Origin of the sequence: Pseudomonas sp. CBS (genome assembly GCF_024734645.1) — a bacterium.
Lineage (GTDB): Bacteria > Pseudomonadota > Gammaproteobacteria > Pseudomonadales > Pseudomonadaceae > Aquipseudomonas.
The window spans coordinates 6,021,325-6,043,328 of the sequence record NZ_CP102929.1 but is presented as its reverse complement, the minus strand read 5'-3'; the positions used below and the strand labels follow the sequence as shown (position 1 = coordinate 6,043,328).

23 protein-coding genes and 1 pseudogene are annotated in these 22,004 nt (G+C 59.2%); 10 read left to right on the top strand and 14 right to left on the bottom strand.

The window, feature by feature from the left end; genetic code table 11:
• Positions 1-86: 86 nt before the first annotated feature.
• Positions 87-1,001, bottom strand: coding sequence for a ParB/Srx family N-terminal domain-containing protein (locus tag NVB75_RS27585; RefSeq protein ID WP_258344221.1), 915 nt, complete (start codon positions 999-1,001; stop codon positions 87-89).
• A 150-nt stretch (positions 1,002-1,151) separates the two neighbouring features.
• On the opposite strand from NVB75_RS27585, the gene NVB75_RS27580 reads away from it, so the two are divergent.
• From NVB75_RS27580 to NVB75_RS27570, 3 genes are all read left to right on the top strand, one after another.
• Positions 1,152-1,526, top strand: coding sequence for a YajD family HNH nuclease (locus NVB75_RS27580; RefSeq protein WP_003210675.1), 375 nt, complete (start codon positions 1,152-1,154; stop codon positions 1,524-1,526).
• Between the two features lie 254 nt (positions 1,527-1,780).
• On the top strand, positions 1,781-2,248 hold the full coding sequence (locus NVB75_RS27575; RefSeq protein WP_003210674.1) for an RNA methyltransferase: 468 nt from the start codon (positions 1,781-1,783) through the stop codon (positions 2,246-2,248).
• Positions 2,249-2,317: 69 nt separating this feature from the next.
• Positions 2,318-2,668, top strand: a complete 351-nt coding sequence (locus NVB75_RS27570) for a DUF2892 domain-containing protein (RefSeq protein ID WP_258344219.1) — start codon at positions 2,318-2,320, stop codon at positions 2,666-2,668.
• Between the two features lie 106 nt (positions 2,669-2,774).
• Here NVB75_RS27570 and NVB75_RS27565 read toward each other — a convergent pair whose 3' ends face one another.
• Positions 2,775-4,010, bottom strand: a complete 1,236-nt coding sequence (locus tag NVB75_RS27565; RefSeq protein ID WP_258344217.1) for a hypothetical protein — start codon at positions 4,008-4,010, stop codon at positions 2,775-2,777.
• Positions 4,011-4,022: 12 nt separating this feature from the next.
• A complete protein-coding gene (locus tag NVB75_RS27560) occupies positions 4,023-4,472 on the bottom strand; it encodes a YcgN family cysteine cluster protein (RefSeq protein WP_010176530.1) in 450 nt (149 codons plus the stop codon).
• A gap of 153 nt (positions 4,473-4,625) precedes the next feature.
• On the opposite strand from NVB75_RS27560, the gene NVB75_RS27555 reads away from it, so the two are divergent.
• A complete protein-coding gene (locus NVB75_RS27555; protein ID WP_258344215.1) occupies positions 4,626-5,225 on the top strand; it encodes a nitroreductase family protein in 600 nt (199 codons plus the stop codon).
• 64 nt (positions 5,226-5,289) lie between these two features.
• Here NVB75_RS27555 and NVB75_RS27550 read toward each other — a convergent pair whose 3' ends face one another.
• The 6 genes from NVB75_RS27550 to NVB75_RS27525 all read right to left on the bottom strand — a co-directional run bounded on the left by NVB75_RS27550 (position 5,290) and on the right by NVB75_RS27525 (position 13,648).
• On the bottom strand, positions 5,290-8,763 hold the full coding sequence (locus NVB75_RS27550; protein ID WP_258344214.1) for a hypothetical protein: 3,474 nt from the start codon (positions 8,761-8,763) through the stop codon (positions 5,290-5,292).
• Between the two features lie 122 nt (positions 8,764-8,885).
• Positions 8,886-9,818 (bottom strand): D-2-hydroxyacid dehydrogenase, encoded by a 933-nt coding sequence (locus NVB75_RS27545; RefSeq protein ID WP_258344212.1) that lies wholly within the window; start codon positions 9,816-9,818, stop codon positions 8,886-8,888.
• A gap of 115 nt (positions 9,819-9,933) precedes the next feature.
• Positions 9,934-10,227, bottom strand: coding sequence for a YcgL domain-containing protein (locus NVB75_RS27540; protein WP_003210667.1), 294 nt, complete (start codon positions 10,225-10,227; stop codon positions 9,934-9,936).
• The gene (gene rnd / locus NVB75_RS27535; protein WP_063032544.1) at positions 10,224-11,357 is read right to left on the bottom strand and encodes a ribonuclease D; all 1,134 of its coding nucleotides are present in this window, start codon (positions 11,355-11,357) and stop codon (positions 10,224-10,226) included. Before rnd ends, NVB75_RS27540 begins: the two co-directional genes overlap by 4 nt.
• Positions 11,358-11,479: 122 nt before the next feature.
• Positions 11,480-12,130 (bottom strand): class I SAM-dependent methyltransferase, encoded by a 651-nt coding sequence (locus NVB75_RS27530; protein ID WP_258344210.1) that lies wholly within the window; start codon positions 12,128-12,130, stop codon positions 11,480-11,482.
• A gap of 144 nt (positions 12,131-12,274) precedes the next feature.
• Positions 12,275-13,648, bottom strand: a complete 1,374-nt coding sequence (locus NVB75_RS27525; protein WP_258344209.1) for a glutamine synthetase family protein — start codon at positions 13,646-13,648, stop codon at positions 12,275-12,277.
• 387 nt (positions 13,649-14,035) lie between these two features.
• Here NVB75_RS27525 and NVB75_RS27520 point away from each other — a divergent pair, with 387 nt between their 5' ends.
• Positions 14,036-14,812, top strand: coding sequence for a transporter substrate-binding domain-containing protein (locus NVB75_RS27520; RefSeq protein ID WP_258344208.1), 777 nt, complete (start codon positions 14,036-14,038; stop codon positions 14,810-14,812).
• Here NVB75_RS27520 and cynR read toward each other — a convergent pair.
• Complete coding sequence (gene cynR / locus NVB75_RS27515) at positions 14,787-15,653, bottom strand: transcriptional regulator CynR (protein WP_258344207.1); 867 nt, start codon at positions 15,651-15,653, stop codon at positions 14,787-14,789. The two genes, NVB75_RS27520 and cynR, sit on opposite strands and share 26 nt — an antisense overlap.
• A 112-nt stretch (positions 15,654-15,765) precedes the next feature.
• On the opposite strand from cynR, the gene NVB75_RS27510 reads away from it, so the two are divergent.
• Genes NVB75_RS27510 through NVB75_RS27500 form a run of 3 tightly spaced genes read left to right on the top strand, consistent with a single transcriptional unit; the run spans position 15,766 to position 17,802 of the window.
• A complete protein-coding gene (locus NVB75_RS27510; protein ID WP_063032552.1) occupies positions 15,766-16,407 on the top strand; it encodes a carbonic anhydrase in 642 nt (213 codons plus the stop codon).
• Positions 16,408-16,436: 29 nt separating this feature from the next.
• On the top strand, positions 16,437-16,907 hold the full coding sequence (gene cynS, locus NVB75_RS27505; protein WP_003210659.1) for a cyanase: 471 nt from the start codon (positions 16,437-16,439) through the stop codon (positions 16,905-16,907).
• A 55-nt stretch (positions 16,908-16,962) separates the two neighbouring features.
• Complete coding sequence (locus NVB75_RS27500; protein ID WP_258344206.1) at positions 16,963-17,802, top strand: cache domain-containing protein; 840 nt, start codon at positions 16,963-16,965, stop codon at positions 17,800-17,802.
• A 150-nt stretch (positions 17,803-17,952) separates the two neighbouring features.
• Here NVB75_RS27500 and NVB75_RS27495 read toward each other — a convergent pair whose 3' ends face one another.
• Complete coding sequence (locus NVB75_RS27495; protein WP_258344205.1) at positions 17,953-18,420, bottom strand: hypothetical protein; 468 nt, start codon at positions 18,418-18,420, stop codon at positions 17,953-17,955.
• Positions 18,417-19,331: an NAD synthetase gene (locus NVB75_RS27490; RefSeq protein WP_258344204.1), complete on the bottom strand. Its 915-nt coding sequence runs from the start codon at positions 19,329-19,331 to the stop codon at positions 18,417-18,419. Before NVB75_RS27490 ends, NVB75_RS27495 begins: the two co-directional genes overlap by 4 nt.
• A 185-nt stretch (positions 19,332-19,516) precedes the next feature.
• Here NVB75_RS27490 and NVB75_RS27485 point away from each other — a divergent pair, with 185 nt between their 5' ends.
• The gene (locus tag NVB75_RS27485) at positions 19,517-20,005 is read left to right on the top strand and encodes a type VI secretion system tube protein Hcp (protein WP_258344203.1); all 489 of its coding nucleotides are present in this window, start codon (positions 19,517-19,519) and stop codon (positions 20,003-20,005) included.
• 121 nt (positions 20,006-20,126) lie between these two features.
• Here the strand turns inward: NVB75_RS27485 and NVB75_RS27480 are convergent, their stop codons facing one another.
• Both NVB75_RS27480 and NVB75_RS27475 read right to left on the bottom strand, forming a co-directional pair.
• Complete coding sequence (locus NVB75_RS27480; protein WP_258344201.1) at positions 20,127-20,594, bottom strand: hypothetical protein; 468 nt, start codon at positions 20,592-20,594, stop codon at positions 20,127-20,129.
• Positions 20,591-21,505: an NAD synthetase gene (locus NVB75_RS27475; RefSeq protein WP_258344200.1), complete on the bottom strand. Its 915-nt coding sequence runs from the start codon at positions 21,503-21,505 to the stop codon at positions 20,591-20,593. Before NVB75_RS27475 ends, NVB75_RS27480 begins: the two co-directional genes overlap by 4 nt.
• A gap of 193 nt (positions 21,506-21,698) precedes the next feature.
• Here NVB75_RS27475 and NVB75_RS27470 point away from each other — a divergent pair.
• A pseudogene (locus NVB75_RS27470) lies at positions 21,699-21,974 on the top strand (Hcp family type VI secretion system effector); the annotation flags it as partial.
• Between the last annotated feature and the right edge of the window lie 30 nt (positions 21,975-22,004).

The window sequence follows — 22,004 nt, the reverse complement described above, 5'->3', positions numbered from 1 at the left end:
ATCGATATTTGCCGGATCTTTACTGTATATTCAGCCGTTATACGCTCGACAGAAACAGCACAAGGCCGCCCCTGCCGGCTCGTCAATTAGTTACTTCTACTGTCGATAACGTAGGGCACTTTCTTCTTGAACGTATCGTTCAGTTCTTTGCGGTTAAGTGACGTGAAGCCGCCCAACTGCTGGGCGCTGAAGCCGCTGTCCCCTACCGGTGCATCGGGCGCCAGGCTGACCATGCGCTTGGCTACCGCCTCGATTGCCTTTTCATACCCGCCTTGCTTGTTCAGATTGAACGCGCCGAGGTCAATCTGGGCGCGCAACCATCCTCCCCAGTAAAACTCGAGGAACTCCGGCACCACCTCACCAGAGGTCGGCTTGCCGTAGGATGCCTTGCGGGAGAAGTAAACCAGGCTGCGGAACATGTCGTCGCCGAGGTCCTTGAAGCCCAGGTGTGCCGGAATTTGCTCAGGCGTGATGGTCTTGCCCTGGCCGTCCTTGAGCCAGACCTTTCGGCCCTGCTCCATGCGTTTCCAGAAAGTCGCCAGGTCGGGACTGTCGCTGAAGTTATCGGTGACCCGCACCCACATCTTCAGTTTGGTGCCGGCACCTGGCTGCTCCCACAAGGTACTGAACGAGTGGTGGCCGTCGGTGAGGTACAACTGGCCAGCGGGGCCGACCACCACGGTTTTCATGTCCGCCGGGTGAGTCCCCACCGGGTCTTTGCAGGTAAAGCTGCCTGGTTTATGCAGGTCAGCGTCTTTAGGCACCTTGCTGGCTTCGCCCTGGCCATTGGTTTCACAGTATTCGTCGAACACCTTCTTGGGTGAATCGGCAAAGACCCCCAGCTTGTAATGGATCTGATCAAAGCCGATCACCGCCTGGGTCGGATGGAGCTGCTCCAGTGCCACATCAATCACCTGGCCCGGCTGGGGGGTGGAAAACGCCTGGGTTTGAACGCTGACGGCGAATAACAGCAACGCCCACCATCCTGTATGCATCCGCATGAGTACCGCTCCTTATGAATTCAGTTCACCAATACTACAAACAATCCCCCGACACCTGCGTGTACTGCCGCTGAAAAAGCCAGAGGTTTATTGCCCCGCAAGCAGCTAGAATCAACGCTATCCGTGATCCACTAAAAGACAGGAGCCATGATGAGCTCGACCAACCCGCCCTCCCACACCGCCAAGCTGGACCGCATCCTCGCCGATGCCCAGCGCGACCGGGAAATGGGCTACCGCGACAAAGCCCTGAAGATGTACCCCCACGTGTGCGGCCGCTGCGCCCGTGAATTCGCCGGCAAGCGCCTGAGCGAACTGACCGTGCACCACCGCAACCACAACCATGATGACAATCCCCAGGACGGCTCCAACTGGGAGTTGCTGTGCCTGTATTGCCACGACAACGAACACTCGCGCTATACCGACCAGCAGTATTTCGGCGAAGGCTCCACCAGCAGCCCGACGATTGCCAAGGCGACGCACAACCCGTTTGCGGCATTGGCCGGGTTGATGAAGAAAGACGACTGAAGCGATGTCATGAACGACCTGCTGTGGGAGGAGGCTTGTTGTGGCGGGGGAGCTTGCTGTGGCGAGGGAGCTTGCTCCCGCTGGAGTGCGAAGCGCTCCCAAAAAACGTGGGGCCGCTACGCAGCCCAGCGGGAGCAAGCTCCCTCGCCACAGCAAGCTCTCTCGCCACGGTGTTGCAACACGTGCCGTTCAAACTGACCGCCTTTCGAGCAATCCCCGTATAATCGCGGTTTTTCTCGAAGGCACCCTCTCCCGTGGGCAATAAACGCTACAGCTGCATCGGTCTGTACAACCCCAAATCCCCCGAAAACGTTGGTTCGGTGATGCGCGCCGCCGGCTGCTACGGCGTGGCCTCGGTGTTCTACACCGGCAAGCGCTATGAGCGGGCCCGGGACTTTATTACCGACACCAAGAAGGTCCACCACGACATTCCGCTGATCGGTATCGACGACCTGAAAAAGATCCTGCCCCTGGGCTGCATCCCCGTCGCCGTCGAGCTGGTGGAAGGCGCCCGCCCTCTGCCCGAGTACACCCACCCCGACCGTGCGCTGTATATCTTCGGCCCGGAAGACGGCTCCCTCGACAAAGAGATTCGTGATTGGTGTGAAGACGTGATCTACATCCCGACCACCGGTTGCATGAACCTTGCCGCCACCGTCAACGTGGTGCTTTACGACCGCCTGGCCAAGGGCAACAACACCCGTTCGGGTCCCAAATACTGATTTTTTGGGAACATCCGCGGCCTGTGTGCAGTCAGCTGCATATCAATAAGCCCTTGTTGGAGACAGATCATGAGCGACAGCAAAACCCTGCGACCCGTTATCCGGTCCACGCCGTTCGAGCGCCAGCCCACGCAAAACGTCCAGGGCTGGGAACGCATCGGCTCCCTGGCTGGCGGTGTGGTGATGATGGGCAAAGGCCTGCGCCGTGGCGGCTTTTTCGGTTTGATCCAGGTGGCGATTGGCGGCGTGGCGCTGGCACGCGGGATCAGCGGGCATAGCTCGGCGAAAGAATTACTGGAGCGCAGCCGCCAGGAAATGAACAGCGTGCGGACCAAGATCGAACGCGCCGGTGAGGAACTGAAAAACCTCAAGACCAAGGCTGAAGTGGCGGCTGAAAACGCCAGCAAAACTGTGGGTTAACCCCGATCAAATGTGGGAGCGGGCTTGCTCGCGAAAGCGCAGTGTCAGTCACTGAATGTGTTTCTGATATACCGTATTCGCGAGCAAGCCCGCTCCCACATTGGTTTCAGTGCAGCAGTTTGGTATCGAGTACTACCGACGACTCGCCAATAATGCTCTCCCCCAGCTGCACAAATTCCTTTGTGCTGATGCTGTTCAAGCGCATCACCGCCTGGGTCAAATCATCCAGCGAACGCTTGTTGTGGGTTTTCACACGAATCTCGCGGTCCAGCTCCTGCAACAGCACCACCGCCCGTGACACCGTCGCGCCGTTGGCGTGCTCGACCCGCAGGGTGGTCACGTCCTTGCCTTCCTTGGCCAGCCGGGCCTGTATGGCGGCGTAACGATCATCACTGATCCCCCCCGCGCGGCGCATCAGCTCAATAGCGTAATACTGCGCCAAGCCCTCGCTGATCCAGTCGCTGCCCTGCTGGTCGTTGAAGCGACCGATGGCCTGCACCACTTCACGGATCAATGGGCTGCTGCCGTTTTCGCTGACCAGCGGCGTACGGCTGTTGAGGTAGATCGAGTCCCGCGCCGAATATGCACCGCGCCGCATCGGGTCACTGGCGCCCACCACCAGGAGTTTCGCCGGGTGCCGCGGGAATGCCGCTCGCACCTGCGGCCAGACAAACGTCAGCAAGGTCAGCACATCCATGCGATGCATGCCCTGCCCTTTGGGCGACGCCACGGTGATTTCGGTTTCCCCCAGGCGCATCCTGCGGCTGCCCAACGTACCTGCGAGCATCCAGCCGGTGGGCCGGTCAAACAGGCGGGACACGTTATCAATGCGGAATTTGTTCTTGCCGATGCGCGGCCAGGACGTCTCGACGCTCTTCCAACCGGCGGGCAGTTCAAACACCAGGCGCGACACCAGTTCAACGCCGTCCTGCTGATCCAGGCGCGCGGTGGGCACCAGGTCTTCGCCACGAAACAGCGCCCAGCTCGGGGTCATGCGGGCTTCGTAAACGCCCTTCTTGCGGGTATGGGTCAGGCGAACACGGTAGGTCAGGCTGGCCTTGTCGGCACTGGGTTGCCACAAGCCACGGCTGGCGCCCGACGTATTGCCCGGCAACACTTGCCACTGGCCATCGGCTTTGAAGTCGCTGTAGTCGCCGTCGCGGCCCAGGTCGAAGTTGAGGCTGCGCACCGCCGAGCCCTGGGACAGGCTCACGCGTACCTCTGCCTGATCAGTTTGGGGCAGCAGCTTGACGTGGTAGTCCAGGTCGACTTTCTTCGCCCAAGCCGACGTACTCAATGCCAACAACAGCAGGCTTGCCGCCAGCCGGGCTCCAACCGTCATACACACTCCTTTTCAGCCTGCGCGAAAAATCAGGTAATCCTCCCAGTCGTCCTCGGGCACGCTGCCTTCGCTGAGCATGCGCCCGGACTGGGAAATGCGTTCCTGGTGCACGGCGTCGCGATCGCCGCAGACCAGGTGGTGCCACAACGGCAAGTCCTTGCGCTCACTCACCAGCCGGTAACCACACGTGGGCGGCAGCCATTTGAACTGGTCGGCCTGGCCCGGAGTGAGCTGGATGCAATCGGGCACCGAATCGCGACGGTTGGGGTAATCGGTGCACTGGCAGGTTTTCAGGTCCAGCAGTTTGCAGGCGATACGCGTGTAGTAGACGCTGTTGTCGTCTTCATCCTCGAGCTTTTGCAGGCAGCACAGGCCGCAGCCATCGCACAACGACTCCCACTCATCCTGGTCGAGTTGTTCGAGGGTTTTGCGGATCCAGAAAGGTTCGACTTTGGCGGCCATGGCTCTACATCAATATCGGTATGTTAAAAGGCCGCCAGTCTAGTGCCCATGGCTCCCGGGGCCAAGCGCTTACGACTGTCGGTAGAACAAGACTTGTCAGCCACCCGGCGGCGAAGTAGTTTTGAACCCCGGTTTTTCATCAGGATCAGCCCAATGAGCAGCAACCCTCGCGTCGCCGACTACCCGATCCACCCACAATTCACCGACCGCTGGTCGCCGCGCGCCTTCACCGGCGAAAGCATCCCGGTGGACACCCTGTTGAGCTTCTTCGAAGCCGCGCGCTGGTCACCCTCGGCCTACAACTCGCAGCCATGGCGTTTTCTCTACGCCCGTCGCGACACACCGAACTGGGAGCGTTTCCTGGGCCTGCTGAACGAATTCAACCGTGGCTGGGCGCAGCATGCCTCGGCCCTGGTGATCGTCGCGTCGAAGACGACCTTCACCGTCCCCGGCGCCACCGAAGAAACCCCGGCGCTGTGGCACACCTTTGACACCGGCTCGGCCTGGGGCCACCTGGCGCTGCAAGCCAGCCTCAGCGGTTGGCACACCCATGGCATGGCCGGTTTCGATCAGGAACTGACCCGCAAGGAACTGAAGATTCCTGAAGGTTACGCCCTGCACGCTGCGGTGGCGATTGGCAAGCTCGGCGACAAATCGACCCTGGCCGACTACCTGCAAGCCCGGGAAACCCCAAGCCCGCGTCGCCCATTGAAAGAGCTGGTGTCCGAAGGCGACTTCAATCACCAGGACTGAGCACGCTCTGACAGCCGTTGATGATCACGTTAAAACCCTGCTGCGATCACAGCAGGGTGCAGGGCTACGCCTTGGCGATCAGCGCGTAATAGGACCTGCGCAGCTCGTCTCGATCACGCTTGTACATACTGACGAGAAACGGTGTCATGTCTTCAAGACCGTTTGCGTTCAAGTCCACTGGATAGATTTTATTATCCCTCGCTGAATACAGGAAATTACTTAACTGCAGATCGTTGTGGTAAAGATTTTTCTGTTCCATGCGCCGAAATGCGTCATCCAATAAAAGCCTGGCCTCTGGGGGCAAACTTCCCCTTGCCAGGGTATTAACATCCACCCCGTCCAGTTTGCCCATCTTCAAATAACGACGACCATTCTCAAATATCGTCGTTGCAAAGCCGTCACCGTAATAGCTGTTCAGGCACAGGGTCTCGTTATCGACAAAGTCGTCGGCAGCCGTCATGGATGAAGGGCCATAGTCCTTATAAACACTTTTCCCGTCGAGACTTTCGTAGATCGTCCCCTCACCGCCCCCGCCAATTTCCGGCCCCAGGTCTGATGCCACAGAAGGCCGGTTACCGCCGCGTGCCCCCAGGCGCTGCCATTGGTCCCCCTGAAGGTGCTGCACCAGCAGCGGCGTTTGCCGGTTGTTGTGATAAATCTGCGCCTGTACGGCACCGTCGGCGGTGCGAGTCACTTGGCGCACTTCGTAGACCGCCGTGTTGCCGGCGGTATCGGTATGGCGGATATGAGACACGTGACCGTCTGCCGCCACATAGATCCCCTGACTGTTGCGCGCAAGCCCGGCTATTTTCGATTCGGCCACGCTATAGTCGCCAAGCAACCGGTTGTTCAGGGCGCTGCCCTGCTCGACAGGCGTGGTAATGATCGCCCCATCCATCGCACTCGTTTTTGCAGTGAAACCTTCAAGCGGGCTGCCGTACGGCCGCATCCTGTCCACATCAAACGCATACCATCGACCGTTCTGGAGTACCGCACCTCCATCAACGTTTTGCCCGGCGACCTTGAAAGTACCCGTCGCCGCTGCGTCATAGTGTTTACTGGCCGCTTTCAACAGGTCGTAGCTGCCGCTCGCGCCCTTGAGCTTGTTGACCACCTCTGCACCCGTCGCGCGTACAAAGCTGGCACCTTTGCCCAGCAGCCGGGCACTTCCAGCGACCAGATCGCTGAGGCCATCCAACGGGTTGAATGCCTGAATGGCAGCCACACCGATGACTTTTGCCACTTGAATGGCCTTGGCGGCAGCGCCGGCGACCTTGGCCCCCGCCTTCGTCACTTTCGCCGCCACACCCGCGCCCGCCGTGACGAAACCAAAGACATCCAGCGCCAGGTCACTGGCACCTTCCAGGTGGTTGCCCTTGGAAAAGTTCGCAATGGCTGACCTAAGCGGAATCAGGTCGAGAAAAAAGTTGGTGACGTTCCACTCGGTTGCCATTTGTTTATCGAACGAGGTCACGCCCTGGGCATAAGCCTTGACGTCATCACTATCAAGATCGAGGTGCTCAACAAAAGCGTCGGCGATGTGCTGCGTTCGCGTACTGGAAAAACTGATGGGCGGCGTCGATAAGCCCTCCTGGTTTTTCGGGCCAAAGGCAGCCTCACTCACGGTCTTGGGTTTGAAGGGCTCCGTCTTGAACGTTTTGTTGGCTTGCCGCTCCCGCTTTGTTGTTAATTCAGAGGCAGGCACGGCCTTGATTGCACCTGCTTTCAAGTCAATTTCATAAACGGTGTCGCCATTTCTTCCGGTCGCCTTGACCCACAACTTATTGTCCGACACCCCTTTTTTTTTGGAGGTGAAGTCGAGGCCAAGTTCATAGGTGTTTTTCTGAAAAAACTCGAGTTTTCCAAACTCCAGATTTTCTCTGTCGGCCAACGGAAGTGTTGCGACAAGGTGCTTGATGGCGCTGCGAACGCCTTGCTTGCGAGAGGTGATCGCTTGTTCGAACTGTTCGTTGAAGACGTTGTTCACGCTGAACTCAAGGCTCTTGCCTTTGATCGCCTCGGCAATGTGCGGGTCCCTGGTTTCCCATGTGTATTGGCCAAGTCCGCTCATGGCGATGTCCAACAACGAGTAAAGCCCGGCGGGTGCCCGGTTCGGATCGTAAAGCGGTTGGGCTGAGGGTTGTTTCGATTCAACGACCTTCAGTCGTTTCTCTTCAAAGGGTACGTGCTCGCCAAACCGCTCTTTCAGGTGGGCCAGCGCAATGTCCTTACGGCTCGGAATATCGGCTTCCAATAAGCCGGTAGCGGCAAGCGTCAACTTCAGTTGTGCGTTAAATGCCGTTCTTGCACGGTCTATCTCGACGTCGCTGTAACTATCACTGGGCTGCCGAGTGACAATCCCGTTGGCCACGGCCCAGTCCACCAGTGCCGCCTTCTGTGCGTGTTCGGCGGCCGCTCGATTCGTCACGATCGCGTTTTCAGCGCTGGACATGACCTGGGCAAAGGTCATGTGCGCCACCTTCCCGGGGAACTGTGCTTCTATGGCCGCGGCTGCGACCGCGAGGCTTACCCAGGCCGGGCTGCCGTAAGTCACGCGGTCGGGAATGTCCTTGATCAAAAACTCGGGCGCCTTTCGTGCCAGTAACAAATAGGCGCCGGCCTTGGCCATCTCGGGACTGGTCTTGTGATTTTCGTGCAGGTAAGTGCTCAGGCGCTCGAGCACTGTCGAAGCCGGCCTGCCCCAGTGGGCGTGTTGCGCGAGGTCGAAACCTGCCACACGGTTTCGGTGCGGCTCCGTAATGGACTCGGGATCCAGCAGCAGGTGGATTGCGCTCAGTGCGTATTCGTTCACGCTGGTATCGGTGGCGACGCCCCCGAGCTGATCCCGGATGGCTTGCCCCAGTGCCTGCCCGCGGGTGGAGCTGACGAGGGTTTCGAGTGCCTTGGCAGGATCAGTCAATGCCTCGCCCGACAACGGCTGGTTCGCGTTCAGATATTCCAGTACACCCACGCTTGCGCCGATGTGCGGTGCATTGGGGTTCTGGCTGCCATGGTCGGTAGCCGCCGCCAGCACCCTGCGCTGTTCACCGCCGCTCATGGGAACAGGCCAGGACAACCCGCCGCCAAAATTGCCGAGCGGATGCTCCAGTGCCCTGTCACTCACCGCATGGGCATGACCGGTCAGTTGAAAATGATTGGTGGGCAACCCCAAGCCGATACTTCTGAGAAAGGTCTCTACCGTCGCCGCTTTACCCGCCTGGATCGGGTAGGACGAGTCGGGGTGTATATGCATCGGTGTCGTTTGCAGCGCAGCCAGCACCGCTTGAGGGCTGGCATTCACGCCAAGACGGCTGGCGATTTCGTAAAGCTTCTGGCCCAGTGTCCGCAGATTCTCGCGGTCGCCCAACGCCGCGGTGAGACCGGATTGCCGGGGGACTGGGGCGCGGGCCTGCGTGTTGAAATCGGTCGCGGCACCCAGAGCAGAGGGCAATAGCGGGAGCGCCGCCGGCTCGTTGGAAAGCAGGGAAAGTTGCGGAGTGACCCGTGGAGGGAGAGACACAGTGCCAGCATTCAACATGAGAATGTACCCATCTAAAGAGGGGTACGAGACTCACATACGACCTGTAAAACCGACATCTGATTAGTGTTTGCAGAAATTTGTAAGCGCCCGGCAACATGCGTTGCCGGGCCGTCGCGCTATCAGTAACCGCGCTCGAAACTCACTTCACCGCGCAATGCTTCCTGCGCCTGGTACGCCCGCAGATTCTCGACAAACAACCGCACCATCATCCCCGGCGAAGTCGGCGCCGAGCTGTGCCCGGTCAGCAGCAACCCCCAGGCGGTCCAGAACGGATGGCGCTGGGGCAAGGGTTCCTGACGGCAAACGTCAATCACCGCCCCGGCCAGATGGCCTTCCTTCAACGCTTCCACCAGGTCCGCATCGACCACCGCCACACCGCGCCCGACGTTGATGAACAACCCGGTCGGCTTGAATTGCTTGAACAGCGCAGCATTGTACAAATCATGGGTGTTCGGTGTGTTGGGCAGCAGGTTGACCACGTAGTCCACCTCACCCACCAGGCGCGGCAACTCTTCCAGATCGGCAACTTCGATAAACGGCGCCTGCTCACGGGCTTCGCTGGCGATGCCATACAACTCAACACCAAACGGCAGCAGGAATTGCGCGACGCTACGGCCGATATCACCGGTACCGACGATCAGCACCTTGCGCCCCGCCAGGCTCTGGCCCATGCGGTTATCCCACTTGCGCTCGACCTGGCTGACCAGGCGCGCCAGCACTTCACGCTCATGACCGAGCATGTAGGTCAGCACGTATTCAGCCATCACCTGGCCAAAAATGCCTACGGCGCGAGTCAGGCGATAATCCCGGGGCAAGCCTTCGGCCAGCAGCGGCGTGATGCCCGCCCAGGTCGATTGCAGCCATTGTGGCTGATGGCCCTGGCGCAACAAGGTGGCCAGGAGGTCCGGCTGGCCCAGCCACACCGGGCAGTCGGCCGCCAGGCGCGACAATTCAGCGGAGTCGCCGCTGGTCATGACCTCAAGGTCCGGCGCCGCTTCGCGCAGCAGCCGGGCGTACAGCGGGTGATCGTGTTCAGCAATCAGAACGCGCATGGTTCAAACCTTTCAAAAACACTGCAGGCGGCCGCCGGCGCAGTCACTGTCCGTTGCGGCCACCGCCAAAAATTGAATTCCATAGATGATGTGCCCCGGACGGGGCACTGACCGATCACATCGGGTCATTACGTCGCAGCAGCTCTTCGGGCAAGTGTTCGATGTACTCGTCCTCGGCCGGCGGCATTTGCAGGTGGTAGCCCTGCTTCTCGAGGTTCTCCAGAACCACGGTGATGTCCTCGCGGGACAGCTTGCGCTCCGGGCTCAGCACCAGGTCAAAGGCGTGGTGCGGCTTGCCGAAAGCGGCCAGCAGACTTTCCGGCACACGCTCCAGTGCATCGCTTTTCAGCACGTAGAGGTACATCTCGTTTCGTTTGAGGCTGCGATAGATGGAGCAGATACGTTTCAAGGCTGTTCTCCGGCAGTGGCCAGGCTGTCCAGCAGCGCCTGGCCCATCAATTCGCGGCGCCAGCCACGCAGCGAATCTGGCAATTGGTAAGGCCCCTCGGGGTAGCCACTCTTGACCAGGGCTTCGAGGGTTTTCTTGCGCAGCATCAGTTCCGGCGCCATGTCCAGACGTTCAGCCTCGGCCTGGCCAAGGGCGCGCAGTTGCTTGATCAGCGTGGCGGCGTCCACCGGCAATGGCTCGGCAACCGCCGGTGGCCACTGGTCCATGGGCACGCTGCCAGCACGTTTGATCAGGCCCAGCAGGAACTCGCCGTCCTGGCGCACGGTGCGCGGGTGCATGTCTTCGATCTTGCCCAGCGCGGCGAGGTTATCCGGCTGGGATTTGGCCAGGGGCCATAACGAATGTTCACGAATGATCCGGTTGCGCGGCAAGTCCCGGGCACGGGCTTGCTGCTCGCGCCAGGCGCACAGCTCGCGCAGTACCGCGAGCTGGGCTCGGGACAGTTTCCAGGCCAGCTTGGCGTCGCGGTAGACCTCGTACGGGTCGACTTCGCGGCGCAGGTTGGCCACCAACTCGGCACCGTCTTCCAGGACCCAGGCGTATTTGTCGTCGGAAAGCTTCGGGCGCAGGCGTGTGTAGACTTCCGCCAGGTGCACCGCGTCTTCGGCGGCGTAGCTGATTTGCGTCTCGGACAATGGCCGCTGCAGCCAGTCCGAACGGGTTTCACCCTTGGGCAGGTCGATATCGAGGACGGCCTGCACCAACCGCGAATAGCCCATGGAAAAACCGAGGTTCAAATACGCCGCCGCCAGTTGGGTGTCGAACAACGGCACCGGCAAGCTGCCGGTCAGGCGCAGCAACACTTCCAGGTCTTCGCTGCAGGCGTGCACCACCTTGATCACCGCCGGGTTTTCCAGCAAGGCGGCCAAGGGTTGCCAATTGTCGATGGTCAGGGGGTCGATCAGATAAGCGCGAACGCCATCACCGATCTGGATCAGCCCGGCAATGGGATAAAAGGTGTCGACCCGCATGAATTCGGTGTCGAGGGCGACGAATGGCAACTGCTGCCATTCGGCGCAGTGCTGGCCGAGGCTATCGTTGTCGCAGATCCAGTGAATATCGATGGCCACACGGCTCTCCCTTGAAGAATGGCGCGCAGTATATATCGCGAAAGGGAGTTGCGAGCATTCGCAGTACAGCATCCGCCATGAAAACTCTTACAGGAGCTGAAGAATAGTCCGACAGCCGGTACTTATCCTCTCTTGCGCAGGACATAGACCCGCCACAGGGTCGAACCGGGCAGAAATTCCTGTTGAGTGAGAACCTTGAAACCAGCCTGGCGAAACTCCGCTTCCACCTGCGCCCGATGGCTGGCAACTGCCGCCAATGGGGGCTGCACAGCCCGGTAGCCGCTGTCACTGTTGACCGAGACGATCACCGTGTCGCGACTCACCCGGTGAAATTCACCGAGCAGGGCCAGGCGCCCTTCAGCCGTCGGCACATGACGAAACAACTCCATGCAAAAAATGCAGTCCACCGCGTTGGCCGACAGGCCGATGGAAAACGCCGAGCCCTGGAAAGTCTTGATCCGCTTGAGCAAGGCAGGCCCGTGGTGAGTCCGGGCGTGATCAAGCATGTCCTGGGAGTTGTCCGACGCGAGGATCACCCGATTGCTGTGCTCGGCCAGTACCGGCCAAAAGCGCCCCGTGCCGCACGCCAGGTCAAGAATCAACCCCGGCTCGCCGGCGATTTTCAGCGCACGGCGCACCACCTGCTCATCGCGCCAAAACCCCAGACGCCGCAGCAAACCCGGAGGGCGCGTGTCGGCGCAGACCCGGGCATGCTCCTGGCCTGCGCGTTCGGCAAATTCAATCTCGATGGAAGACGGCGGTTGCGACGGCATCACTCGACTCTGTTAATGGACCAGACATTCGCAGCTTAACCACTGACTCGTGAAAAAAAGGTCGAAGGATTGTTCACCGTTCATGCCGAACCAGTATCCGGCGCACAGCCTGTCCGTTAACTGTCTGTGATCAGGGCTTCATCTTCAGGCCTGGTGCAAATACCAGCGCCAGTCCTGTTCGCCCACTTCGCCCATGAACTGGCGGTACTCGGCCCGCTTGACCGCCAGGTACACGCCGAGGAATTCGCCGCCAAACGCTTCCCGTGCCCAGGCCGAACCTTCGAGCGCGCGCAACGTGGTCAGCCAATCGGTGGGCAACAACTCCTTGGCCTGGGCGTAACCGTTGCCTTCCACCGGCGCGCCGGGGTCGCGTTGTTCGCGGATACCCCGGTGAATACCTGCCAGAATCGCCGCCGCTGCGAGGTACGGATTGGCGTCGGCGCCGCAGATACGGTGTTCGATATGCCGGGAAAATGCCGGCCCGCCGGGCACTCGCAGTGTAACGGTGCGGTTGTCCACGCCCCAGGTGGCGGCCAGCGGCGCGTAGCTGTTGGTCTGGAAGCGCCGATAGGAGTTGGCGTTGGGGCAGAACATCAGCAACGAGTCGAGCAAGGTGCTGAGCATGCCGCCCACCGCATGGCGCAACAGCGGCGTACCGTCGGGGGCGTCGCTGGCAAACAGGTTATTGCCGTCGCGGTCCGCCAGGCTGACGTGCATGTGCATGCCGGTGCCAGCCAGGTCATCAAACGGCTTGGCCATGAAGCACGCGGTCATCCCGTGTTTGTGGGCCACGCCCTTGACCAGCCGTTTGTAACGCACCGCCTCGTCCATGGCTTGCAGGGCATCGCTGCGATGTTCCAGGGTGATTTCCACCTGGCCCGGGGCGTATTCGGAAATCGCCGTGCGCGCCGGGATGCCCTGGAGTTTGCAGGCGCTGTAGAGGTCGGCGAGAAACGGTTCGATCTGTTCCAGCTCCCGCAGGCCGTAGACCTGGGTCGAGCGCGGTCGGCCGCCATCGACATCCCGCGCCGGTTGCGGGCGGCCGTTGCTGTCGGGTTTCTGGTCGAGCAAATAAAACTCCAGCTCCGCCGCCATCACCGGGTAATAGCCGTCGGCCTTGAGGTCGTCGATTACCTTGGCCAGCAAGTGCCGGGGATCGGCCACGGTGGCGGGCATGCCTTCGGTAGGGTGCATGCTGACTTGCACCGCCGCCGTCGGAATCAGCCGCCAGGGCATGCGCTGCAAACTGCCGCTGACCGGGTAGGCGCGGCAGTCGATATCGCCGACTTCCCAGACCAGCCCGGAGTTCTCTACGTCGTCGCCATTGATGGTCAGGCCGAGGATCGTACTCGGCAGCGGCCGGCCACTTTCATACACCGCCAGCAGTTCATCGCGGTGCAACAGCTTGCCCCGGGGCACGCCGTTGTTGTCGACAATGAACAACTCGAACATCTCGATATCCGGGTTCTGTTCAAGAAAGGATTGGGCTTCGTGCAGGGTGGCAAAGGGCGTGCTCATGGGCATTCTCATACGTTCGCGTCAGGCAGGCGCACAGGCGCTGCCGGGCAGATGCGCGGGGCATCCATGGGGCAAAATCAACGTAGGAGAAAGTTGTCCGGTGGGCGCGCGTGGCGGCAGTGCCACAGCGCCCAGAAGGCGAGCTCGGAGGGAAGCGCATCAGCGGTGATCCGACGACGGTCCGGACGGCTGGACGCAGTAGCGCCTGGCGATGTCTCAGGGTGTGTGTCGGGGGAACCGTCCATGCGCAAATCACAATGAAGAGATGCCGGGCAGCCTCACACGCGAGGTTAAGCCGTTAAATCCAGTCTTGACGGAGTTTGGTTGTGCCGTGGCTAAACATTTGCAAATAATGGCGCCCCTGCTCATGCCCAAGGACCCGACCGCATGAAAGCTTTGCTGACCCTTTCCCTGCTGGCCGGCCTGTCCGCCCAGGCCCTGGCCGACAGCCCCGTGTCGCGCCTGGATGAAGTGCTGCAACGCGGTGAAATGACCGTCTGCACCACCGGTGACTACAAGCCCTATACCTATCTGCGCCCGGACGGCGGGTATGAAGGCATCGACATCGCCATGGCCCAATCCCTGGCCAAGAGCCTTGGGGTGCAGGTGAAGTGGGTGCCGACCACCTGGAAAACCCTGATGCCGGACTTCCTGGCCCAGCGCTGTGATATTGCGGTGGGCGGTATTTCGGTGTCCCTCGAGCGGCAGAAGAAGGCATTTTTCAGCCAGCCATTGGGCGTCGACGGCAAAATCCCGCTGGTGCGCTGCGCCGATGTGCAGCGCTATCAGACGGTAGAGCAGATCAACCAGCCGCAGGTTCGGGTGATCGAGCCTTCGGGCGGCACCAATGAAGTGTTCGCACGGGCGCACTTGGGTAAGGCACAGCTGACGTTGTTCCCGGACAATGTGACGATTTTTGAAGAGCTGCTGACCAACAAGGCCGACGTGATGATCACCGACGCCAGCGAGGCGCGGTATCAACAAAAACTCAAGCCGGGGCTGTGTGCAGTGAACCCCGAGCGCTACATGCAATACAGCGAGAAAGCCTTTTTACTGCCTCGCGATGACGTGGCCTGGAAGAGTTATGTGGACCAGTGGCTGCACTTGAGCACAGTGACCGGCGTGTATGACGGCATCATCAATCAGTGGTTGGCTGCGCCCTGACCAGCTCGACAAACGCCCTGCACGCGGCGCTGCGATAGCCTCCCTTGCGACTGAGCAACGCCGCCGTGCGTTGCGGCAACGGCGGGCTTAGCGGCACCGCCTGCAACCCCGGCTGCACCTGGGCAATCGCGCTGGGCAGGATGGTCGCCAAGCGGGTGTTCCGTACGATTTCGATAATCGCGCTGATGGAATTGGCCTCCATGGCAATCAGCGGTTTCACCGCCTGGCTGCGACAATACTCGTCGATATAGCGGCGCGTGGCGAAGCCTGAGTTCAGCAACACCAGCGGTTGCTCAAGCCACGACTGTTGGCCGGTATCGGCATGGCCAACACTCACCACCACACTCAACGCCTCAACAAACACCCCTTCACACTCGATATCCGGCAGATGCTCGCCGGTAAACCCGATGCCGATATCCAGTAAATCCTCCGTCAGCGCTGCCTCCATGCGGTCCTGGGTCAGCTCCTCGACGCTCACCGTTATGCCCGGGTACAAACCGTTAAAACGCGCCAGCAACGGCCCGATCAGGTAAGCGGTAAACGTCGGCGTCATGGCCAGGCGCAGACTGCCACGGCTCAGGTCCTGCACGTCATGCATGGCGCGGGTGCCGGCCTGCAAATCCTGCAACGCCAGGCGCGCAAACCGCACATAGGCCTCACCCGCGTCGGTGAGGCTGACGCTTCTACCGGAGCGATCCAGCAGCGGTGCGCCCAAGGTTTCTTCCAGTTGCTTGATCTGCTGCGACAACGTCGGCTGCGACACATGCAGCGCTTCGGCCGCCCGGGTGAAATTGCGGTGCTCGGCGACGGCCAACAGGTAGCGGATATGACGCAGCAACATGGGTGGCGCTCCAACTATAGGCATGACTTATAGAAACCATAATAAGCCGGTCTTGGACGCTATAGCTGAAAACTTCCATCCTTGCCCCATCAGCGACGCAAGGAGAACCACCATGCAAGACCTCATCGACGGCTTCCGCAAGTTCCAGGGTGAAGCCTTCACCCAACGCAGCGATCTGTTCAAACACCTGGCGACCACACAGAACCCCGGCACGCTGTTCGTGTCCTGTTCCGACAGCCGCGTAGTCCCGGAGCTGTTGACCCAGCAGGAACCCGGGGATCTGTTTGTGATCCGCAATGCCGGCAACATCGTGCCGTCCTACGGGCCAGAACCCGGCGGCGTGTCGGCCACCGTCGAATACGCGGTAGCCGTTCTCGGCGTCAGCGATATCGTGATCTGCGGCCACTCCGACTGCGGCGCCATGACCGCCATTTCCACCTGCAAATGCCTCGACCACTTGCCTGCTGTGGCCAACTGGCTGCGCCACGCCGAGTCGGCCAAGGTGATCAACGCCGCCCGCACTCACGCCTCCGATGCCGACCGGCTGAACTCGCTGGTGCGGGAAAACGTGGTCGCCCAGTTGGCCAATCTCAAGACCCATCCTTCCGTAGCCCTGGCCCTGGAGCAAGGCCGGCTGAGCCTGCACGGCTGGGTCTACGATATTGAAAGCGGCGGCATCGACGCCCTGGATGGCCGCAGCGGGCGCTTCGTGTCCCTGCTCGACCACCCGACCACCCGCGCCCACGCGGCTTGAACCTTAATCAACCCCAAGAGGAAATCATCATGTTGCAATCCCAATTCGCCCAATCCCCACGCCTGGCCCTGGCCGACACCGTCATCGACATCAAGGCGCGCAAGAACCTGTCGTGGCAGGACCTCACCGACGGCACCGGCCTGAGCCTGGCGTTCGTCACCGCCGCCCTGCTCGGCCAGCACCCACTGCCGAAAGACGCTGCCGATGTGGTCTGCGACAAGCTCGGTCTCGACCAGGACGCCAGCCGCCTGCTGCAAACCGTGCCCCTGCGTGGCAGCTTCCCCGGCGGTGTGCCGACGGACCCGACCATGTATCGCTTCTATGAAATGCTGCAGGTCTACGGCTCGACCCTCAAGGCCCTGGTGCACGAGCAGTTTGGCGACGGCATCATCAGCGCGATCAACTTCAAGCTGGACATCAAGAAGGTGGAAGACCCGGACGGCGGCTCCCGCGCGGTGATCACCCTGGATGGCAAATACCTGCCGACCAAACCGTTCTGATTTGTCGGTAAACCGTCTACGCTCTTGGCACACCAACAAGAACGAGGGACGGGTAATGAAGGCAATGCTCCGAGCCACCTGGCTGCTGCTGTTATGTGTTGGCCAGGTGCACGCCGCCACCGCTGAGGAGGCGGATGCCCAAGCCGCCAAGGCCTTGCTGGAAAAGGCCTTGGCGTATTACCAGACGAAGGGTGACAAGGCTTTTGCGGCGTTCAGCCGCCAGGGTGAATTCGTCGACCAGGACCGTTACGTGTTCGTGGTCAACACCAAGGGCGTGCTGCTGGCGAGTGGCGGGCCCTCTTCTGCGTTGATCGGGCGCGATGTTTCCGAGGTACTGGGGCCGGATTTGAACAAGTCGTTCAAGGAGGCGTTGGCGGTGCCGGAAGGCAGTGGCATCCAGCAGGCCGATTACCGGTGGCAGAACTGGAATGACGGCAAGGTGGAGCGCAAACATGTGTATTACCAGCGCGTCGGGCAGCGGATTTTGGCCGTTGGCTACTACCTGCCGCGGGCGACGCCGGAACATGCCAGAGCGCTGCGGAACAAAGCCGTCAAGGCGCTGGAGAAAGACCCGGTTGGAACGCTCAAGGCGATCAACGCCATGCAGGGCGGCTTTCTACAGGACGATTTGTATGTGTTTGTGGTTGACCTCGACACCCAGCGCTACGTCGCTCATGGCACGACTCCGCGGTTGGTGAATACGGATTTCAGCAAGATCAAGGATCCCGACGGGAAGCCAGTGGGTGAGCCGATCCTGGCGGTCATGGCCGAGCAGGATCAGGGGGAATACATGTACCGCTGGAAAAATCCGGTGACCGGGAAGGTTGAGAACAAGCATGCGTACTTGCGCAAAACCGGACATTTCATGGTGGCTGTGGGGTATTACAGCCCGTGAAGGTCGCCTATTAAAATGCTGGAACGCAATCGAATGTGGGAGCGGGCTTGCTCGCGAATGCGGTCTGTCAGCTGATAAATAGGCTGGCTGATACACCGCATTCGCGAGCAAGCCCGCTCCCACATGTTAATCGCAACGTCCTGATTTTTTTCAGCCGGAAAACTTCCTTTGTCGACGGCGGAGTATTTCCCTGATCCGTTTTCGCCTGTAGCGAAGCTCGAGGAACTTTCCACGCATTTCCCGGTGGCGCCTGCTGTTAAGTATCAGCAGGCCCAATAACGGCCAAAATAGACTTTCTGCGTAAATGAATTTGTTGGGAGAGAACTGAATTGTCGGCAGTGCCGTCAACAGACAAACAATAAAGTAGACCACTAGAGCCCACACCCACTTGGATCGCCCATATAAAACCATGAAATTGCTGAGCGTAATAACCACACTCAAAGCCATACACACTCCAAACTCCACCCTGGCGCCAACTTCCAAAGGCACAGCCCGAAAATAAGTGCTCCCAGCCAACGAAACGGTTGCTGTGCCTCCGACAAAGGCTACATAAATCCCTGCCATCAGGACAGGAAGGTAACGCGCTAGAAAAGGACGAAGGGAAAGCAACAGAATCACTCTGGCATCTCCTCATACAGTCCGACTGCGATGATTCTGATATTCCCGGCCAAGGCGCTACTGGCTATTCCAAGCGCAGCTCCCAACGCCTCTTGTATCTGGATAAATGTGCCCTGCCTGATTTCAGTGGGTGTATGCCGCTTGGGCATAGCTCCCGTCATTTGCTTGAGCTTGATCATTCTGCGAGTCATTTCTGGATGCTTAACGCTCAGCAGTTCACTCGTTAGCCTTGCACGTTCTTGACGATTAAGCCCTTTGAGAACCTGACGCGGCGTTTTACCGGTCGATGTCTTGGCCACGTTCACCAATTTGACGGTTGTCAACAATGAGGTACCTGCTCCCAATAATGAAACAGAATCCAGTCCGATCATTACGTTCTGATACCACTCTTCGCTATCCAAGTAGTCATTACGAGCGGGATTCACCAATTCGTTACGAACTCGGAAAAACCCATTAATGCATTGAGCACCGCTTGCCAACCCGGCTGAAACACCAATGGCAGCGACCACGCCCGAGGCGCCGGCACTGAACGGGATTAGTGAAGCGCCACTCATCGCAACCCTCCAACTCATCCAGGCAGCTGTGCAGGCCAGCGCCATATTCACCAACTCAAACACCACCTGCGATTCCCGCGGCTCATGCTCCAGCCGCCGAATAAACTCCACTCTCCCGACAGACCGCGGTGCCTCCCGCAAAATCACCTTCTTCGGCACGATGCTGCAAATCGGCTGGAACTCACGCAACACAACCGCCCGCAAATTCCCGTCGAGATACACCACCCCGGCCCCGATAATGGCGGGATCGGCGTCGATGGCAGCAAACAGACGGCGCACGTCGATGCTGCTTTCCACCCGCTGCCGAGTAGTGAGATGGGCACTGGGAAAGCCGTCTTTCAGTAAGCTGGAAGTCATCCCTTTACTCCTTGGTCTTAAAGAGCGCAGAGCGTAAAGATTCAATCCCCTCGAAGAATGTCGGAAAACTCCTCTTTTCCAGACAGGCACTTCCTGATCACTTCCCACGGTCTTGTGGGCAATATCCGAATTAAGAAAAGGTACGTCCCCCCGCCACTACCGGCGAAACATAAGAGGGAACGACGATGGCAACTGATATGTTTTTGAAACTGGGAGACATCAAGGGAGAGTCAAGGGACCAGGTCCATCGCGACGAGATCGATATCACCGAGTGGAACTGGGGGATGTCCCAATCCGGCTCCATGCATACCGGCACTGGCGGTGGCGCCGGCAAGGTCAACATGGACAACCTGATGATCACCAAGCGTATGGATAAATCCTCGCCCAACCTGATGATGGCCTGCTCCACTGGCAAGCATTATCCCGAAGCCAGGCTGGTAGTCCGCAAGGCCGGGGGCGACAGCGCCGTAGAGTATCTGGTGATCACTTTGAAGGAAGTCATGGTCACCTCCTACCAAGCCGATGCAACGGAAACCGTGGATGTACTGACCGAGATTATCGGCCTGAATTTCGCCAAGGTCGAAGTCAGCTATCAGCCGCAAAAGGCCGACGGCGGCAAGGATGGCGGCGCCGTCAAGTACGGCTGGAATATCCGCGAGAACATCAAAGTGTGATCGAATGTGGGAGCGGGCTTGCTCGCGAATGCGGTCTGTCAGTTGATAAATAGGCTGGCTGATACACCGCATTCGCGAGCAAGCCCGCTCCCACATTTTAATCGTAACGTCCTGATTTTTTTCAGCCGGAAAACTTCCTTTGTCGACGGCGGAGTATTTCCCTGATCCGTTTTCGCCTGTAGCGAAGCTCGAGGAACTTTCCACGCATTTCCCGGTGGCGCCTGCTGTTAAGTATCAGCAGGCCCAACAACGGCCAAAATAGACTTTCTGCATATAACAATGGGTGCAGGGAAAATTGGATGGCCGGCAGAGCTATGAGCAGGCACGCCACAAAAAAAACGACCATACCCCACACCCACTGAGGCCGCCCGTACATCATCATAAAATTGCAGAGGGTGATAATGCCGGCCAGCAAAGCAGCAGCGCTCTCATCAAATGATGTCCGCAACACCAAAGGCGCCAAGCGCAGATAGTAATGTTCTATCAGGAAAACTACTGCGGAGCCCCCCAGAAAACCGCAAAAAATAGCGGCCATAAAGATAGGAAAGTAGCGTTTCAAAAATGGCTCCAAAGGCGTCAGATGGATCACTCTGAAACCTCCTCGTAAAGCCCAACCGCAATAGTGCGGATGTTCCCGGACATCGCACTGCCCGCAACACCTAATGCAGCGCCAATAGCATCTTGAATTTGAGCGATAGTCCCTTGCCGGATTTCAGCAGATGAGTAGCGCCTAGGCATATCTCCCATCCTTTGCTTTAACTTGATCAATTTTCGCGTCATTTCCGGCCGATTGATGCTCAGCAGCTCGTTGGTAAGCCTTACCCGTTCTTGGCGATTCAAACCTTTAAGCACCTGGCGCAAACTCTTGCCGGTGGTTTTTCTGAGCACAGTAACGAGTCGAATGGTTGCCATTGACGTCACTCCAGCGCCTAACAATGAAGCTGCATCCAGACCAGCTGTTACAGCCTGGTACCACTCATCACTGTCCAAATAATTATTCTGGGCAGAATTAAAAAGTTCGTTACGAACCCGAACAAACCCGTTAAGACATTGAACGCCACTTGCCAGTCCAGCTGAAACACCAATCGCAGTCACCACGCCCGAGGCACCAGCACTGAACGGGATCAGTGACGTTCCACTGATGGCGACCCTCCAACTAATCAAGGCAGCCGTACAGGCCAATGCCGTATTCAGCAACTCAAACACCACCTGCGATTCCCGCGGCTCATGCTCCAGCCGCCGAATAAACTCCACTCTCCCGACAGAGCGCGGTGCCTCACGCAAAATCACCTTCTTCGGCACGATGCTGCAAATCGGCTGGAACTCACGCAACACAACCGCCCGCAAATTCCCGTCGAGATACACCACCCCGGCCCCGATAATGGCGGGATCGGCGTCGATGGCAGCAAACAGACGGCGCACGTCGATGCTGCTTTCCACCCGCTGCCGAGTAGTGAGATGGGCACTGGGAAAGCCGTCTTTCAGTAAGCTGGAAGTCATCCCTTTACTCCTTGGTCTTAAAGAGCGCAGAGCGTAAAGATTCAATCCCCTCGAAGAATGTCGGAAAACTCCTCTTTTCCAGACAGGCACTTCCTGATCACTTCCCACGGTCTTGTGGGCAATATCCGAATTAAGAAAAGGTACGTCCCCCCGCCACTACCGGCGAAACATAAGAGGGAACGACGATGGCAAAGCCTGCTCCACCGGCAAGCATTACCCCGAAGCCAGGCTGGTAGTACGCAAGGCCGGGGGCGACAGCACCGTAGAGTATCTGGTGATCACCTTGAAGGAAGTCATGGTCACCTCCTACCAAGCCGACGCAACGGAAACCGCGGATGTACTGACCGAGATTATCGGCCTGAATTTCGCCAAGGTCGAAGTCGGCTATCAGCCGCAAAAGGCCGACGGCGGCAAGGATGGCGGCGCCGTCAAGTACGGCTGGAATATCCGCGAGAACATCAAAGTGTGATCGAATGTGGGAGCGGGCTTGCTCACGAAT

What these genes read in the sequence shown, in the direction of transcription:
- NVB75_RS27545 (WP_258344212.1), bottom strand. Translation starts at nt 9,818, where the DNA reads ATGCGCGTTCTGATTGCTGAACACGATCACCCGCTGTACGCCCGGCTG.
- NVB75_RS27565 (WP_258344217.1), bottom strand. Translation starts at nt 4,010, where the DNA reads ATGACGGTTGGAGCCCGGCTGGCGGCAAGCCTGCTGTTGTTGGCATTG.
- NVB75_RS27580 (WP_003210675.1), top strand. Translation starts at nt 1,152, where the DNA reads ATGAGCTCGACCAACCCGCCCTCCCACACCGCCAAGCTGGACCGCATC.
- NVB75_RS27555 (WP_258344215.1), top strand. Translation starts at nt 4,626, where the DNA reads ATGAGCAGCAACCCTCGCGTCGCCGACTACCCGATCCACCCACAATTC.
- NVB75_RS27560 (WP_010176530.1), bottom strand. Translation starts at nt 4,472, where the DNA reads ATGGCCGCCAAAGTCGAACCTTTCTGGATCCGCAAAACCCTCGAACAA.
- NVB75_RS27530 (WP_258344210.1), bottom strand. Translation starts at nt 12,130, where the DNA reads ATGCCGTCGCAACCGCCGTCTTCCATCGAGATTGAATTTGCCGAACGC.
- cynR (WP_258344207.1), bottom strand. Translation starts at nt 15,653, where the DNA reads ATGTTGCTGCGTCATATCCGCTACCTGTTGGCCGTCGCCGAGCACCGC.
- NVB75_RS27525 (WP_258344209.1), bottom strand. Translation starts at nt 13,648, where the DNA reads ATGAGCACGCCCTTTGCCACCCTGCACGAAGCCCAATCCTTTCTTGAA.
- NVB75_RS27520 (WP_258344208.1), top strand. Translation starts at nt 14,036, where the DNA reads ATGAAAGCTTTGCTGACCCTTTCCCTGCTGGCCGGCCTGTCCGCCCAG.
- NVB75_RS27550 (WP_258344214.1), bottom strand. Translation starts at nt 8,763, where the DNA reads ATGTTGAATGCTGGCACTGTGTCTCTCCCTCCACGGGTCACTCCGCAA.
- NVB75_RS27490 (WP_258344204.1), bottom strand. Translation starts at nt 19,331, where the DNA reads ATGACTTCCAGCTTACTGAAAGACGGCTTTCCCAGTGCCCATCTCACT.
- cynS (WP_003210659.1), top strand. Translation starts at nt 16,437, where the DNA reads ATGTTGCAATCCCAATTCGCCCAATCCCCACGCCTGGCCCTGGCCGAC.
- NVB75_RS27500 (WP_258344206.1), top strand. Translation starts at nt 16,963, where the DNA reads ATGAAGGCAATGCTCCGAGCCACCTGGCTGCTGCTGTTATGTGTTGGC.
- NVB75_RS27585 (WP_258344221.1), bottom strand. Translation starts at nt 1,001, where the DNA reads ATGCGGATGCATACAGGATGGTGGGCGTTGCTGTTATTCGCCGTCAGC.
- NVB75_RS27485 (WP_258344203.1), top strand. Translation starts at nt 19,517, where the DNA reads ATGGCAACTGATATGTTTTTGAAACTGGGAGACATCAAGGGAGAGTCA.
- NVB75_RS27475 (WP_258344200.1), bottom strand. Translation starts at nt 21,505, where the DNA reads ATGACTTCCAGCTTACTGAAAGACGGCTTTCCCAGTGCCCATCTCACT.
- NVB75_RS27510 (WP_063032552.1), top strand. Translation starts at nt 15,766, where the DNA reads ATGCAAGACCTCATCGACGGCTTCCGCAAGTTCCAGGGTGAAGCCTTC.
- NVB75_RS27570 (WP_258344219.1), top strand. Translation starts at nt 2,318, where the DNA reads ATGAGCGACAGCAAAACCCTGCGACCCGTTATCCGGTCCACGCCGTTC.